This is a genomic window from Sulfitobacter sp. JL08 (assembly GCF_003352045.1).
GTDB lineage: Bacteria > Pseudomonadota > Alphaproteobacteria > Rhodobacterales > Rhodobacteraceae > JL08.
Window position 1 is genome coordinate 2034910 of sequence record NZ_CP025815.1, and the last position, 13833, is coordinate 2048742.

The window sequence follows — 13833 nt, forward strand, 5'->3', positions numbered from 1 at the left end:
GTTGATCAGAAGAACGCCTTCAATGAACCGGGTTTTGCTTGTTGGTATATTTGCTCTGACGTTGACCTACGGGATTATCGAGTACTTGGTGCCTCCTTTAGCTGCCCAAATCTACAGACAGGAATATCAGGAAGCGATGTTCCAGTGCGATCACGTGATGCGAGAACACTTCATTGCCAAAAAAGCAGTCGAATTTGATCCTAGCGATATTACTATCACGAATTTAGAGGCAGCAGAGATAGGGCTTCTATCTTGCCAAGAATACGACAAACTACGAAAAAAACTAAGTGCGATGGGCGTGTCGGAGTCACATTTGGGGCTCCTTGGTCTTGAGGCTCTCGAGGCTAATGCAAAGGACGTAAGACGGTTTGTCGAAATACATGAAATTCGCTATTAGCACTACGATTGGGTTGGTACTTCTTGCTGGCCAAGCCTTATCCGATGTGCGGCACGAGGTACTCCGAAATGCGCTGGTCAATAATGGATTGCAGCCAACGGTGGACAAGCCACTCTCCGAATTAGGAGAATTAGGCAAAGAGTTCTTTCAAGCCGAGGCGCTTAGTCTCAATGGTGAAATATCCTGCCAACAGTGTCACTTGCGCGAATTCGGTAGCGGTGACGGTATCCCGGTGTCTGCAGGATTATCCAGTCAAGGCAAAGGACGCGAACGCGTAGAAAGCGCTTATCGGTTTCTACCTAGAAATTCTCTAGCCCTTTGGGGACGTGGCGCTGAAGACTTCAATACTTTCTTCTGGGATGGTCGAGTAGATGCAAGTTCCGGTTCGGTGGTAAGTCAGTTTGGTGGCTCCCCTCCTTCGGATGACCCACTGATTGTGGCCGTCCACTTACCTCCTGTAGAGACCGTCGAAATGCTAGACTTCGACGAAGTAGTACAAAGATACCTTCAGGAAGACGCAGACTTAGCATCCGGCTTGTATGCTGCGATTGTTGAGAACCTTAGGGTGAAAGAGCCAAACCTTATCGCCGAACTAGCTACAATATCTTCAAAGTCGGTGGACGCGGTTGAGTTTGTAGATGTTGCACAAAGTATCTCTGCCTTCATTGAAGAGGAGTTCAATATTCACGAAACGGACCTTCACAGGTTTGTCTTTCAAGGGGGGGAGCTATCGGAGCCAGAAATTAATGGAGGTTTGATCTTCTACGGCAAAGGTAGGTGCGTTTCGTGTCATAACGGCCCACATTTCTCCGACTTAAATCTTCACGCAATACCTTTTCCGCAACTTGGCCAAGGCCGCAACGGCTTCGGTATCGATTACGGACAGTTCAACGTAACGCACGACCCGGCTGACTTGTACAAATTTCGAACTCCACCATTGTGGGACGTAGGAAACACTGCACCATACGGTCATTCTGGCAGCGTTGCCACTTTAGAAGAAGCAATTGTAGCTCACTTTGATCCGCTGAGATTAGTTGCTCCTTCGCAAATGGCGAAACTGGAGCGTCACGAGTTTTACAAGGCAATTGCCGCCTCAGGAGAGAATCTTCTAAGCATTAGCTACCTAGAAGATTCCGAAATAAATGACCTGATCAGCTTCTTAAGACTTCTAGATCAACCCGCTGAGTAAGGACTGCCAAACGACTTTAACGGGTGTGTGTCCAGCCGCCTCTAGGCCTCCAATGCTTTGGAATGGTTGCATGTGGGGGTAAAAAAGCCAAGGACGTTAGATCCGGCTTTACAGGTCCAGAGCTTAGACCGCTACTGTATCCTCTGACGACCTGCAGCGCGCCGTTGCGCCCCGGCAAAGTTCACAGCGCAGAGGGATGGGAAGAGGTTTTGAAGCCCTTCATTGCGCGATATGCGGACCGTCACCTGATGCGGTTCTTCCGGGGCGATGCTGCCGAAAGCTGTGCCGTCATGGTTTGCAGGGCGTTGCAATCGGGCTTTGGGCGTTAAGATTAATGGATCCCTACAAACCTAACGTTGACCATTCTCATAAACTCAGCTTCGACGTTCTCAATGGCCTTGAGGGCTTGGCCTCTATCAAAACCTGTTAGATCAGAGCTGAACAAACTCCAAAGACCTTTGATTACTACAGTTGCACGCCCGTTAGGAGCGCGGATAGAGTTGTCAATTATTAGCACGATAGTCACAATTGTTCGCCGCGAATATCAAATTCTTTCGGCTTCCAGAAAGGTATCCGATTGCGCCAATCGGTTCATAAGGCTGTTTGGTATCAATTCGAAATTCATACTGAGAAACTTCTGTAAGCCATGCCAATACCTTCTCAGTCGGGATTGGGATTGCTACCATTGTAACCAAGCGATCTTCTTGCCATATCATCGGCTCACTCGTTTCTAGGCTGAATACATCAGTGAGCAAGACAACTCTTTGAGTTACTTCTTCAACTACTTCGGATGGTCCATGGATTTCGATCGCCAAAAATAGCACGCCAGGAATATGCTCAACGCAAAACTGATTGAGCTGAAGTTCTCTTTCTGCATCAGAGCTAGGTCGGTTGAAAGCTCTCCACCCATTTTTCCAGAAATCCAAACGCCAAGCAGATTGTGCGGCAGGGAGCTTTCCAGTAATTGCCCGGAAGACGCGAGGTTCACTCTTTTCGAAACCGGACTCTTCGGAGCCTGGATAGTGTGAAATCCCCCAACCATCGATGTCCTCGCGACTGAACCAGAGCATCTCGGTTGGAGCAGTATAAGTTACAAAGGCCGCAACAGAGCCATGTGATACTCCATTGGAAATTGCGTGTTGGCTGATCAGTTCATTGCATTCGGAGTCCGGTGCACCCGACACCGAACATGAGTGTTGGCCGAAACGTCCAAAATGTTCCATGGTACGATACTTTCCGGCAATGAAAACTATAGAAGCACAAGCGGACGCACAACTCGCATCGTCCGCTATCACTGTGTGAAAAGGCCGGTTCTTCATAGCTGCGGAAAGCAAGAGGGCTTCGAATACGTTCCCACCCGGACTGTCCAGTAGAAGGATGGGCAAGCCATGCTCTGCCGGTTTTACTCGATCCGCAATTGAGTTGAAACGCGCAGCCGTGCCTAAGTCAATCTTGCCAGTCATCTTAAGCGCTTGCCCGCCACGCCAGTCAACGATCTCGAACTGCGAGGCATGAGCTGCTACTGCTGAAAAAACCAGAGAGATTCCAAGTATCCAAATTCTGAGTCCGAACATAGCTATCCTTTCTACGAAACAAGTCTCACATCGCCCTCCATTAGTATTGGCAATTTGGAAACCTTTCTATTGTGAGTATAACCGTATCCGCGAGGAGCACAGTACTTCACATGAGTGAAACCACGGTCAGCACCTTTTTTGAACCGACATTCACGCCTGCGGATGACGCTACTCGAGAACTGGTGCTGTCTTTTGCCCATGATCTCGGCCTGTCGCTGACATCAGCTAAAAAGGAAAAGGTGATCGTGATCCTGTCTAGCCTGCTCTGGGCTTGTGAAAGGATGCGAAGGGACGGAGCCACCGATAACCTCATTGGCTGGAGTAACGATGACAAGCACTGGGTGGAGTTCCCAGCCGTAGGCAAGCGGGTGGTACGAGAGGTTCGTGAGGCACTGATCGACAAGGGTCTGCTTACATTGTTCTCTGAAGCTAAGTTCAAGAAAACAATGACCGTCTACGAAATTTCTGAGGATGTATTCATAAACAAAGGCAATTGGATGCAGTCCGAGAAGCCGACTGTCACCGTGAAGTCAGAGAAGGCAACCATTTACATCACTGGGGATTCCGTTGGTGGCGGTAAAATTACACCTGCCAAAGCAAGAAAGAAGTTTGGATCCAAGCTTGATAGTGCAAGGTCTCGTGTCCAAAGATTAAAGGAATTCTGGCATGAACACCCACTTGTTATTGATGGGAATAAGTACGTGTCAGCAACACGTGTCTTTAACGATGGCCGCTTGGACCGAGGTGGTAGGCTTTATGGTGGCTGGGTAACGCTTCCCGAAGCTACCCGACTAACTGGTACGATTGATGGTCATCCTGTGGCTGAGATCGACCTCCGAGCCGCCAACTTGACCTTGCTGACAGGAATGACTGGCGATGCAATGCCTGATACGCCCTTTGGTGACCCGTATGCCTTTGTTGCCGCTGACAGAGACAAAGTGAAGCGAGTAGTTTTGGAAGTCTTGGGATCAGGTAATGCCAATAAGAGGCGGGGATCAAAAGAATACAACGACACTTTTGGAAAGGGTCAGTTCGTTCCAGTCAGGGATAAGCTAACTGAAACCTTCCCAGCGTTGAAGAACCTGAAGCCGGGTGTTTTGGATTCAAATGCCTTGGCCTTCAGAGAGTCAGAAATTGTCCTATCCACAATTGAGGTATTAATGGCCAAGGGCATTCCTTCCTACCCAATGCATGACGCACTGATATGCAAAGCATCTGATTCAGATGTCGCTGCTGAAGTGCTACAGAATGTTTTTGAGGAAGATTGTGGGATACGACCAGCCCTTAAAATTCAAGGACTTGGTGGTGAGAAGGAAATTTTGGGGTGCTATACCTCGGGTGGGTAAGGGTACAACTTAAAGTACTCCATAAGGAGCCGATGTGTACTAGCCACTGAAGTAATTGCTTGTTCTTGGCCAAATCAACAGGAATTGAATCCTGTGTTGTCTCGCCCTCTATGTTTATCAAAATGCTTTTACTGCAGACCCAAAGACGAATGTCCAATCGGTACCGTCAGTCATACGAACTGATCCTGACCCGGCCATTCCAGAAGCTTCACGAACAACTGTTCCTAACCCCTTCATGCCATTGTTGCAGGTCACAGGGAAACTAAGCGATTCACTCATAGAATACGCATCGTATGTACCTGCACATGTCAGTTTTCCATCCGAAACTTGGAAGGAACCGCTTTGGGTTGTTGAAGCCGTAGTTGTTCCTTTTAATACTCTGCCTTCTGGGCTTATGACCGCAACGGGTTGGGTGATGTCGCAACCAGCGGTAACTAGTGCGAGGCATAACAATACGATCTTCTTGTTCAACTTAATCTCCAATGTTGAAGTCTGTGACTTTTAGATTAAGAAATTAGGCAGCTTTCTGTTGTGACTTTCTCCTGCGGCGAGCAATGAAGCCAAGACCGCCCACGCCAGCCAGAAGCATCGGCAGGGCAGCAGGGAGGGGTACTGGCGACAAACCATCGGGACGCCACGGTTCACATTTCGGTGGCGTGTAGTTGCTTGGTATGCAGCCGGGAGGTGGAGGGCCTAGTGAAAGAACAACCGAAGTTACTGAAGCTGGGGTACTGGCATAATCACGTAGTTCGTATCGGGAGAATATGTATGCTGCACTAGCTACGGATCCATTAAAATCGTAACCCCCAGCGTCACCAAACGGGGCTTCGAGGAATGAAATAGACGGTGAATAAGGGTTGGATATCGCAACCCTAAAAAAAGCAATATCGTCATAAAATGATGGTGGTCTCGTACTCGAAGTATCGATACCATACCCATAACCTACAATTTCAGTAGTGCCATCTCCGAGTGCGTCGTATCCAGTATCGACGCTACCGAATACTCTAAGGTAGATTGTGTCGATATTGGAAGATGACGTTGAATCGTGACTAATATAGCCATCCCCATCGACGTCAGTTCCAATAAAACTTCCTGATGTGTACATTTCACTGTTAGATCCAGTTATAGAAAAACTCAACGTTGATGCACTTAGAGAGACCGGAGCCACAACCATCGCAGCTACAGCCGCCATCAAAATTCTCTTCATCATAAAATAATTCCCCACACCCGAATAATACCCAGATCAGAAAGTCATACATACATTGTAATTTTTAGCCAGCACTGATCCAGATCAACTCAAAAGGTCAGCTTCAAATTCTCAAGTAAATCATTTCGTTACATCCAGTGAAAAATTACCGAGATAATTTGGGCATGTCATTCTGAATAGAAGAGGTACCCCGACACCCCCCTGTCCCCTCTTGCTGCACCACACAGACATTTAGATTTTTTCAACGTTTATGGCATTTACTGGGTGCAACCTACGTTGACATTCCATCTTTCACGACTCATATTACGTTAGCGACTGATGAACGAGAGAGATGAGATGTTGGAACAGTACGTAGTTTACAAACGAGTAAGTACTAAAGGGCAGGGTGAATCAGGTCTTGGCTTGGAAGCTCAACAGCGTGACATTGGGCTGTATCTTGAGAACTACGCCCCCAAGGAACACAAGGTAATAGACACCTTTACTGATGTTCTATCAGGTGCCAGCAGTGACAGACCCCAGTTAAACAAGGCTATCAAGATGGCAAAGGAAAACAACGCTATCCTTTTGATTGCCAAGCTGGACCGACTTAGCAGAAAGGTCTCCTTTATCGCCACCCTGATGGATGATCCAAAGCTTATGCTTCGTGTGGCTGTCATGCCTAACGCAGACAAGTTCCAGCTTCACATATATGCAGCACTGGCAGAACAAGAGCGTGAGTTCATATCAACTCGAACCAAAGCTGCGCTGAAAGAAGCCAAGGCAAGGGGTGTTAAACTGGGTGGCTACCGGGAAGGCACAAAGAAACGACACAAGGCGTTGCAGGTTGAAGCCTTGAAGAGAGCGCAACACGTCTATCCAACGATCAAAGCCTATCGCGACAGTGGATTGACACTCCAGCAGACAGCAGATGAGATGAATCGTATTGGCTTGAAGACTGCCAGAGGGGGGCAATGGTATCCGTCAACTGTCAGGGGGGTGGTAGATAGGGTCTTGGATAATGCCTGAGAGCGCCTGAGAGGGGTGCTACAGAGCCTCTAGACCTGTTTGGAAGGGCACCCTAGACTAGAGGCTTAGAATGGCTGTAAGGCGCCTCTCCGTGGCTGTACGTGGATATTCTATATATTGATTTATTCTGAGTGGAGACACAACATATAGATACTATCAAATGATGTAATTCACTCTGGATGCCTCATATACACGTAAGTGTTTGTTTTAAAAGCAATAACTTTATATTTACCTATAGAAAGTATACCTTAAGTTCTTACGCGCGTACGAGGCAGGTTCACCTTGTTCTTAGCCAAGGGTGTTCCACCGAGTTCAATGCGTCTGCTCTGACTTTCAAGCTGGGACCAGAGCCATAAGACCCGGCAACATCCCCACTCGAATGACCCGTTATGAAGTTGTTAACGTCCTCTGGTACGCCAGCATCACGTAAGAGGTCTTTCAAGTTACCCCGTAGTGAATGAACAACCTTCTGCCTGTCCGGTGTGACCTTACGAACATATTTCATCAGAGCCTTACTGGCTGGACTTTGAGCCTTCCCGTCTGCGTCACGTTTAAATTGGGGGAACACCTGACCAGTTTTACCAGCTACAACGGGATACAAATGTTCGATCACTGTAGGGCAGGGGACAAGCCTCTTTGATCCAGTTGTCTTAACAATTGATTTGGTCAGATCGAAATACTTGATCCCGTCTTTCACCTTCACCTCGTCCCATTCAAGCAAGGTGATTTCATCCAAGCGACACCCTGTCACCATGAGCGTAGTCAACAAGGTTTTCAAATGATCTGGCATAGATAGAGCAAATAGTTCATGCAATTCTGACTGTTCAAATGGGATGAAATGTTTCGTTGGTGTCCCGAGTTTGTAATCAATCGTTATGTCTCTGAACGGATTTCTTTCAATCTTGTCTTTTCGTACAGACCAATCCAGCAATCGACTGATGTACGAACTCTTTTTCTTGATGGTTTTATAGGCCAGACCGGACATGCTGTCGTGCCACCTGTTGCCTGTCCGGGTCTCAATTTGGTCAACAGGCAGATCACCAGCGAATTCGATAAACTGACCGACCGACAGCTTGGCATCCATTTCTGTTTTCAATTTGTCGTATGGCTTGCTGGCAAAGAATTCTTCTGCCACTTCTGACAGCTTAGGTGCCTTCGTGGTGGTTTCTTTTTCTTCAGTGGTCGCTTTGAAAAGCTTGTAAGCTTCTTCTGCCCTGATCTGCTCAGATATAATAGCACGGTCTTCCTCTGGTTCGCCAATGAATGGCTGAACAGTTTGACCTATTATCATTCGTTCTAATCTTTCTGGATCATCGCGCATCATGGCTTTCAGCTCATCCAAGGACCACGACATCAGGTCAGCCACCTTTTGCAACGGATCAGGTCTGGCAGCGTCCAGCTCTGCCCTCATCGCTGTGGTTATGTCGTGCTGTACAGCTTTTGCATGGGTCAAATCAGAGGTCTTGGTGCTTCGCTTCAACTGGGTTCGATCTTTAAAATAAGGCCGTAGCTCCTTGGGTATTGTCATGAAGACGTACCACTTTCCCTTGTTCTTAGTCAGGGTCGATGTTGGGTAATGCGACACGATTTATACTCCCTTTATACTCCCAAATATTCTCTTTTGTGTAATGTAATAAGGGAATAAGGGCAATAAGGGTAGTTGGCGGAGAGACAGGGATTCGAACCCTGGGAACCCTTACGAGCTCAACGGTTTTCGAAACCGTCCCGTTCGACCACTCCGGCACCTCTCCGCGGGGGTCTTGCAGGGGCGTGTAACTTGGACCGCGCAGCGTGGCAAGATCAGAATTCGCCTCATCCGCTGTCACGGGGATTTTCATTGCCTGCGGGATGAAATGGCTTAGGCTTGGCACCGTCGCACAGCTCAACAGGACGTTTTCATGCCCCGCCCTCTTCTTATCCTTTCCAAAGCCCTGGTTCTGGGGCTGGTTCTGTCTCTGGGGTCGTTCTGGCCGGCGCAGGCCGCCGATCGTGCCCGGCTTGAGGCGTTTTTGACCGTGACAGGATTTGATGTCGCGCTGGAAAGCATCAAGCTTTCGGCGGCATCGGCGCCTGAAATGCTGGGGCTGGATACGGACGCGTTCGGTGATGACTGGACCCGCCTTGCCGACGATATCTTTGAAACGGAAACCCTGCATGACATGGCGCTGGACATTCTGGAACAGACGCTCAGCGACGATTTACTGGCCCATGCGGCCGAATTTTATGCCTCGGATCTGGGGCAGCGGCTGGTGGTGGCGGAAAACGCATCGCACATGATGGAGGACGATACCGCCAAATCCGCGCAGGGCGAGGCGATCGTGGCGCAGCTGGTTGCGGACGGGTCTGACCGGCTTAACAGCCTGAACCGGATGAATGCGGCCATTGATACGGCGGGCCACGGGGTGCGGGCGTTGCAGGAAATCCAGTTGCGGTTTCTGATGGCGGCAGCGGCGGCGGGCGTGATCGAACTGCGCATCGACATAGAAGACCTGCGCGGCATGATGCGCGAGCAGGAGGGTGAACTGCGCCGTGCCATGCAAAAATCCGGCCTGTCGGGGGCGGCCTATACCTACCGCGATTTTTCCGATGCCGAAGTTCTTGCCTATGCCAAGGCGTTGGAACATCCCGATATGAAACTGGTCTATGAATTGATGAACGCCGTGCAGTACGAGATTATGGCGAACCGGTTCGAAAAACTGGCCGCACGTATGGCCGATCTGCATCCGGGAACCGAATTGTGAACGTGATCTGGTCCCGTATTTGTGCCGCGAGCGCGGTCCTGTTGATCTCTGCCTCCTGCCTGATGGCACAGGGCACCGCGCGCGTCACGTTGTTGATGGACGCATTGAAGATGGCAGAGATGATGCAGATCGTGCGCACCGAGGGGCTTGATTACGCGCGCGATCTGAATGCCGACATGCTGGACGGGCAGGGCAGCGGGTTCTGGGCCAGCCAGGTCGACAGGATTTACGATATCCACCGCATGAGCGAAACCACCCGCGCCGGGCTGGCGAACGCGCTGCAGGGCAGCGATCTGGATGCAACGCTGGCATTTTTCCAGACACCTGCCGGTGAACGCATCGTGGCCCTTGAAAACGCCGCGCGCGGCGCGATGGGGGATGATGACATCGAAGAAATCGCGCGCCAGAATTATCGCGACCTGGCGCAAGACGGCGGCAACCGACTGGATCTGATCCGCGCCTTTGTCACTGCAAACGATCTGCTGGAGCGGAATGTCAGCGGCGCCCTGACTTCAAACTACCAGTTTTTCCGCGGTTTGAGCGACGGCAACGCCTTTGACATGAGCGAAGACGAAATGATTGCCGAAGTCTGGGCGCAAGAGGAAGAGATACGTGCCGACACGGAAGAGTGGCTGATGGGATATCTTTTGATGGCCTATCAACCGCTGAGCGATGAGGAATTGGAAGCCTATATCGCGTTTTCGCGCACCGATGCAGGACAAGCGCTGAACCGCGGGCTGTTTGACGGTTTCAACGCCATGTACACCGATATTTCCTATGCGCTCGGACGGGCTGTCGCGCTGGAACTGGCCGCCAGCGAATTATAATTACAACATCTGTGCCAGAAGGCTCGCCTCGTGGGCGCGGGCTTCGGGGCGGGCCAGCTTGCGGGGCAGGCGCGGTGCCAGATCGGGAAACAGCGCAAGCACTTCGGCGGCCTGTTCCAAGGCGGCATCGCTGCGCGCCGTGTCGCCGACATAATAGCTTTCACTGTCGCAACCCTGGGTGCGCACAATCTCATGATCGTCAAACATGATGTGCACGTAAGTGACAAACCCCATTGGGCTGCGTTTGACACTGCACCCGTTCACAAGGTGTTTGGCCGCGACAAGTACGGTATCGCATCCCATGTAAAGTTGCGCATGCGCGCCTGTGATCAGCATGCGATGGTTGGGCGAAATCAGCAGATCGCGCGATGCCCCCAACGTGCCCTTGCAGATCCGAACAGGTGCCATGGCCCCCATGCCCGGAACGCTGCGGCGCCCGACCCAGCGCACCGGTTGCGCCCCGTGATGCAGGGTATCGACAAGATCGCCCGCGACCAGAACGCCAACCCTGCGCACCCCTGTTGGCGTATCAATCAGGGTTGCGCTGGTGAAGCAGGCAAATTCACTGTAGCTGCGCGCCCCGTTGCCACCGATATTGTCCTCTTGCGTAAAGACATATTGCTGCCCGGGCACCATGGGCTGTGTGGTGATAAAGGCTGTGGTTGTGTTGTTGCCGGAATTCTGGTCGCCAATGGTTATGGAAAACCCTTCGAACCCGTTGTTGTCGGTCAGCACATAATTAACCACGACATGGCTGCCTGCGGGATACAGAACACCGTCAATCGTAATGTCGCTGGCCAGCGGTTGCGACGGGTCCGAACCGGTTGTTTCGTGAAGCAGCGCATCGTCATCGTCGATCACGATTTGCAACGGCGTGGCTGACGGATCAAGTGTCATCGTGAAGGGCGGCGATCCCTGAGCGCGCGCGCCTTGTTCATCCGGCGGCGTGATATTGGCACCTGTGGTCAGGAAATCGGACAGTTGATAGACATATTGCAGCGTAAAAAGAGCCATTGGTACCTCGCACTCACGAAACAGTTTGCCTATCTGCGATTTGCGGCGGTTTGATGGCATTTCAAATGGAAAGACCGAAACCGGCGCGATATTGCCAAAGTCCCGCGAAATCCGGGATCAGGGCAGGCGACGTGGCAGGATCAGCGCGGTGGCATTCTTCCTCTTGACTTGGTCCCGTCTTCCCCTCATAAGCCCGCATCTCGGCGGGAAAGGTCCCGATCCGGGTTTATTTTTCAATGACGCCCCAAGGGCGCGCTGTTCGAGGTGGCCAAACGGCCGAAAACACCCGCAAGGGGACCACAGAACGCGGCAAAAGCGAAGGAAAGATGCATGTTTGCGGTCCTCAAGACCGGCGGCAAGCAGTACAAAGTTCAATCGGGCGATACGCTTCGTGTTGAAAAACTGGCTGCAGACGCTGGCGAAACAGTACAATTCAACGAAATTCTGATGCTGGGCGGTGACAAGCCGGTCGTTGGCGCGCCATTGGTGGCAGATGCCGGCGTACAGGCCGAAGTGGTCGACCAGATCAAGGGCGACAAGCTGATCCATTTCGTCAAGCGCCGCCGCAAGCACGGTTCGCAGCGCACCAAGGGCCATCGCCAAAAGCTGACCCTGATCCGCGTGACCGAAATTCTGGCCAAAGGTGCAGACAAATCCGGCGTGAAAGCCGCGATCGGCGCAGGTTCGGTATCCGCTGTTGCGGTCGCTGCCGCTGCCCCGAAGAAATCTGCGAAAAAGGCCGACACAAAGGCGAAAGCCGAGACAAAGGCCGAGGCATCCAAAAAGGCTGCGGCCCCGAAAGCCGCTGCAAAATCCGCCGCTGCTGACGATCTCAAGCAACTGTCCGGTGTTGGCCCCGCGCTCGAGAAAAAGCTGCATTCCGCAGGCGTGACCACATTTGCCCAGGTGGCAGCGTGGACAGAGGCGGATGTCGCTGCTATGGACGAGCAACTGTCGTTCAAAGGCCGGATCGAGCGTGAAGGCTGGATCGAACAGGCCAAAGAACTGGCTAAAGGCTAAGGAGAAACCAAATGGCACATAAAAAAGCAGGCGGTTCATCCCGTAACGGTCGCGACTCTGCGGGTCGTCGTCTTGGTGTAAAGCTGTACGGTGGCCAGTCGGCTATTTCCGGCAACATCATCGTGCGTCAGCGCGGCACCAAATTCTGGCCGGGCGAGGGCGTTGGCATGGGCAAGGATCATACGATCTTTGCAACTGTTGACGGCGCAGTGACCTTTCACAAGGGCCTTAAAAACCGCACATTCATTTCGGTCATGCCGGTGGCAGAGGCCGCTGAATAAGCCGTACCGAAGTGGTTTGACATTTCAGGGGATCGGCGAAACCGCCGGTCCCCTTTCTTATTTGACGGAATTGATTTCATGGGCGTTGCCGCCGCCAGTTTCCTTGTTTTTGCCGCCAGTCAGGTCGGCACGCCGGGTCCGGCCAATATGGCCCTGCTGGCAACAGGCGCGCGCTATGGGTTTCGCGCCGCACTGCCTTTCGTGGCCGGTGTCGCGCTCGGCAAACAACTGGTAATCTGGCCCGTCGGTTTTGGGCTGATGGAACTGTCTGCCCGCGCACCATGGGTGTTTGAAACGCTGAAATGGGTTTCCGCCGCCTATATCCTTTGGCTGGCATGGAAAGTGGCCAACCTGCGCCTTGGGCCGCAGGGCACGCGCAGCACCGCACCGGGATTTCTGGCAGGGCTGATCGTTCATCCATTGAACCCCAAGGCATGGGGCATGATCATCGCGGGCTTTACCGGATTTGTCGCCATCGGCACACCGCCCTTGCAGGCCACGGCCACCATCGCGGCCATTTTGCTGGCCTGCCAGATGGTGCTGCACCCGATCTGGGCCTTTGCCGGTGATCGCATCGCCGCCACCGTTGCGGGGACGGCGGCGGAAACCTACCTGATGTGGACACTGGCGGCGCTAACCGCCGCCTCTGTCCTCTTTGTGTTGTTCGCAGGAGGAGCAAACGCATGAAACTGGATCCGATCCTGAACCAGCCTTTGGTCGAAACCGACCGGTTTGATCTGCGCCCGCTGCGCAAATCCGATATGGGCCTGATCGAGCTTTACGCCAGCGATGACCGCGTGGCGCGCATGACCACGTCGATCCCGCATCCGCTGCCACCGGGCGCGACCGAAGCGTTTGTGGCGCGGGCCCTGTCCACAACCCGGACAGAAGATGTGTGGGCCATGGACGGCACAAAATCGGACGGCCCCGATCTAATGGGTGTGATCGGTCTGGAACGTCTTGATCGCGACCAGTCCGAGGTCGGATACTGGGTGGCACCGGCATTCTGGAACACCGGTCTGGCCTCGGATGCCGTACAGGCGCTGGTCGATGCCAATCCGATGGACAACAAAACCATGTTCGCATCCGTGTTTCAGGACAATCCTGCCTCGGCGCGCGTGCTGATCCACTGCGGGTTCGAATATCTGGGCGACGCGGAAACCTTTTGCGTAGCCCGTGATACAACCATGCCCACATGGACCTATAGTCGAAAACTGTGATTGGCTGCGTCT

At 52.1% G+C, this 13833-nt stretch carries 15 protein-coding genes and 1 tRNA gene; 10 read left to right on the forward strand and 6 right to left on the reverse strand.

The annotated features are described in order from the left end of the window. Positions 1-22: 22 nt before the first annotated feature. Both C1J05_RS10040 and C1J05_RS10045 read left to right on the forward strand, forming a co-directional pair. A complete protein-coding gene (locus C1J05_RS10040) occupies positions 23-397 on the forward strand; it encodes a TIGR03982 family His-Xaa-Ser system protein (RefSeq protein ID WP_114870136.1) in 375 nt (124 codons plus the stop codon). Further along, positions 369-1586 carry a His-Xaa-Ser system-associated MauG-like protein gene (locus C1J05_RS10045; protein ID WP_205389226.1) on the forward strand — a complete coding sequence of 406 codons (1218 nt, stop codon included), beginning with the start codon at positions 369-371 and terminating at the stop codon, positions 1584-1586. The genes C1J05_RS10040 and C1J05_RS10045 overlap by 29 nt, the downstream gene beginning before the upstream one ends. 503 nt (positions 1587-2089) lie before the next feature. Here C1J05_RS10045 and C1J05_RS21715 read toward each other — a convergent pair. Beyond that, complete coding sequence (locus C1J05_RS21715; protein ID WP_205389227.1) at positions 2090-3160, reverse strand: hypothetical protein; 1071 nt, start codon at positions 3158-3160, stop codon at positions 2090-2092. A gap of 110 nt (positions 3161-3270) precedes the next feature. Here C1J05_RS21715 and C1J05_RS10065 point away from each other — a divergent pair, with 110 nt between their 5' ends. Beyond that, positions 3271-4506, forward strand: a complete 1236-nt coding sequence (locus C1J05_RS10065; RefSeq protein ID WP_114870140.1) for a hypothetical protein — start codon at positions 3271-3273, stop codon at positions 4504-4506. 117 nt (positions 4507-4623) lie between these two features. On the opposite strand, the gene C1J05_RS21385 is transcribed toward C1J05_RS10065, so the two are convergent. Next, the gene (locus tag C1J05_RS21385; RefSeq protein ID WP_162797983.1) at positions 4624-4977 is read right to left on the reverse strand and encodes a hypothetical protein; all 354 of its coding nucleotides are present in this window, start codon (positions 4975-4977) and stop codon (positions 4624-4626) included. A gap of 43 nt (positions 4978-5020) precedes the next feature. After that, positions 5021-5716 carry a VPLPA-CTERM sorting domain-containing protein gene (locus tag C1J05_RS10070; RefSeq protein WP_114870141.1) on the reverse strand — a complete coding sequence of 232 codons (696 nt, stop codon included), beginning with the start codon at positions 5714-5716 and terminating at the stop codon, positions 5021-5023. Positions 5717-6031: 315 nt separating this feature from the next. Between C1J05_RS10070 and C1J05_RS10075 the strand changes: the two genes are divergently transcribed. Next, positions 6032-6718 carry a recombinase family protein gene (locus tag C1J05_RS10075; RefSeq protein ID WP_254684763.1) on the forward strand — a complete coding sequence of 229 codons (687 nt, stop codon included), beginning with the start codon at positions 6032-6034 and terminating at the stop codon, positions 6716-6718. Between the two features lie 277 nt (positions 6719-6995). Here C1J05_RS10075 and C1J05_RS10080 read toward each other — a convergent pair whose 3' ends face one another. After that, positions 6996-8303, reverse strand: coding sequence for a DUF6538 domain-containing protein (locus C1J05_RS10080; RefSeq protein ID WP_114870142.1), 1308 nt, complete (start codon positions 8301-8303; stop codon positions 6996-6998). A gap of 76 nt (positions 8304-8379) precedes the next feature. After that, positions 8380-8469 (reverse strand) — tRNA-Ser (locus C1J05_RS10085). Between the two features lie 147 nt (positions 8470-8616). On the opposite strand from C1J05_RS10085, the gene C1J05_RS10090 reads away from it, so the two are divergent. Together C1J05_RS10090 and C1J05_RS10095 are read left to right on the forward strand one after the other, a co-directional pair. Next, positions 8617-9459, forward strand: coding sequence for a DUF2059 domain-containing protein (locus C1J05_RS10090; RefSeq protein WP_114870143.1), 843 nt, complete (start codon positions 8617-8619; stop codon positions 9457-9459). After that, the gene (locus C1J05_RS10095) at positions 9456-10286 is read left to right on the forward strand and encodes a DUF2059 domain-containing protein (protein WP_254684764.1); all 831 of its coding nucleotides are present in this window, start codon (positions 9456-9458) and stop codon (positions 10284-10286) included. Before C1J05_RS10090 ends, C1J05_RS10095 begins: the two co-directional genes overlap by 4 nt. Here C1J05_RS10095 and C1J05_RS10100 read toward each other — a convergent pair whose 3' ends face one another. Beyond that, entirely contained in the window at positions 10287-11300 is a 1014-nt protein-coding gene (locus C1J05_RS10100; protein ID WP_162797984.1) for a Hint domain-containing protein, read from the reverse strand. A gap of 330 nt (positions 11301-11630) precedes the next feature. Here C1J05_RS10100 and C1J05_RS10105 point away from each other — a divergent pair, with 330 nt between their 5' ends. From C1J05_RS10105 to C1J05_RS10120, 4 genes are all read left to right on the forward strand, one after another. Further along, the gene (locus C1J05_RS10105) at positions 11631-12320 is read left to right on the forward strand and encodes a 50S ribosomal protein L21 (RefSeq protein WP_114872248.1); all 690 of its coding nucleotides are present in this window, start codon (positions 11631-11633) and stop codon (positions 12318-12320) included. 11 nt (positions 12321-12331) lie between these two features. Beyond that, positions 12332-12601, forward strand: a complete 270-nt coding sequence (gene rpmA, locus C1J05_RS10110; protein WP_114870145.1) for a 50S ribosomal protein L27 — start codon at positions 12332-12334, stop codon at positions 12599-12601. A gap of 78 nt (positions 12602-12679) precedes the next feature. Further along, positions 12680-13288 carry a LysE family translocator gene (locus C1J05_RS10115; RefSeq protein WP_114870146.1) on the forward strand — a complete coding sequence of 203 codons (609 nt, stop codon included), beginning with the start codon at positions 12680-12682 and terminating at the stop codon, positions 13286-13288. Beyond that, positions 13285-13821 (forward strand): GNAT family N-acetyltransferase, encoded by a 537-nt coding sequence (locus tag C1J05_RS10120; protein WP_114870147.1) that lies wholly within the window; start codon positions 13285-13287, stop codon positions 13819-13821. The genes C1J05_RS10115 and C1J05_RS10120 overlap by 4 nt, the downstream gene beginning before the upstream one ends. Positions 13822-13833: the final 12 nt, after the last annotated feature.

Bases quoted from the DNA above. Each gene is read 5' to 3' on its own strand.
- C1J05_RS10040 (WP_114870136.1), top strand. From the start codon at position 23: ATGAACCGGGTTTTGCTTGTTGGTATATTTGCTCTGACGTTGACCTAC.
- C1J05_RS21715 (WP_205389227.1), bottom strand. From the start codon at position 3,160: ATGTTCGGACTCAGAATTTGGATACTTGGAATCTCTCTGGTTTTTTCA.
- C1J05_RS10065 (WP_114870140.1), top strand. From the start codon at position 3,271: ATGAGTGAAACCACGGTCAGCACCTTTTTTGAACCGACATTCACGCCT.
- C1J05_RS10070 (WP_114870141.1), bottom strand. From the start codon at position 5,716: ATGATGAAGAGAATTTTGATGGCGGCTGTAGCTGCGATGGTTGTGGCT.
- C1J05_RS10075 (WP_254684763.1), top strand. From the start codon at position 6,032: ATGAACGAGAGAGATGAGATGTTGGAACAGTACGTAGTTTACAAACGA.
- C1J05_RS10090 (WP_114870143.1), top strand. From the start codon at position 8,617: ATGCCCCGCCCTCTTCTTATCCTTTCCAAAGCCCTGGTTCTGGGGCTG.
- C1J05_RS10100 (WP_162797984.1), bottom strand. From the start codon at position 11,300: ATGGCTCTTTTTACGCTGCAATATGTCTATCAACTGTCCGATTTCCTG.
- C1J05_RS10105 (WP_114872248.1), top strand. From the start codon at position 11,631: ATGTTTGCGGTCCTCAAGACCGGCGGCAAGCAGTACAAAGTTCAATCG.
- rpmA (WP_114870145.1), top strand. From the start codon at position 12,332: ATGGCACATAAAAAAGCAGGCGGTTCATCCCGTAACGGTCGCGACTCT.
- C1J05_RS10115 (WP_114870146.1), top strand. From the start codon at position 12,680: ATGGGCGTTGCCGCCGCCAGTTTCCTTGTTTTTGCCGCCAGTCAGGTC.
- C1J05_RS10120 (WP_114870147.1), top strand. From the start codon at position 13,285: ATGAAACTGGATCCGATCCTGAACCAGCCTTTGGTCGAAACCGACCGG.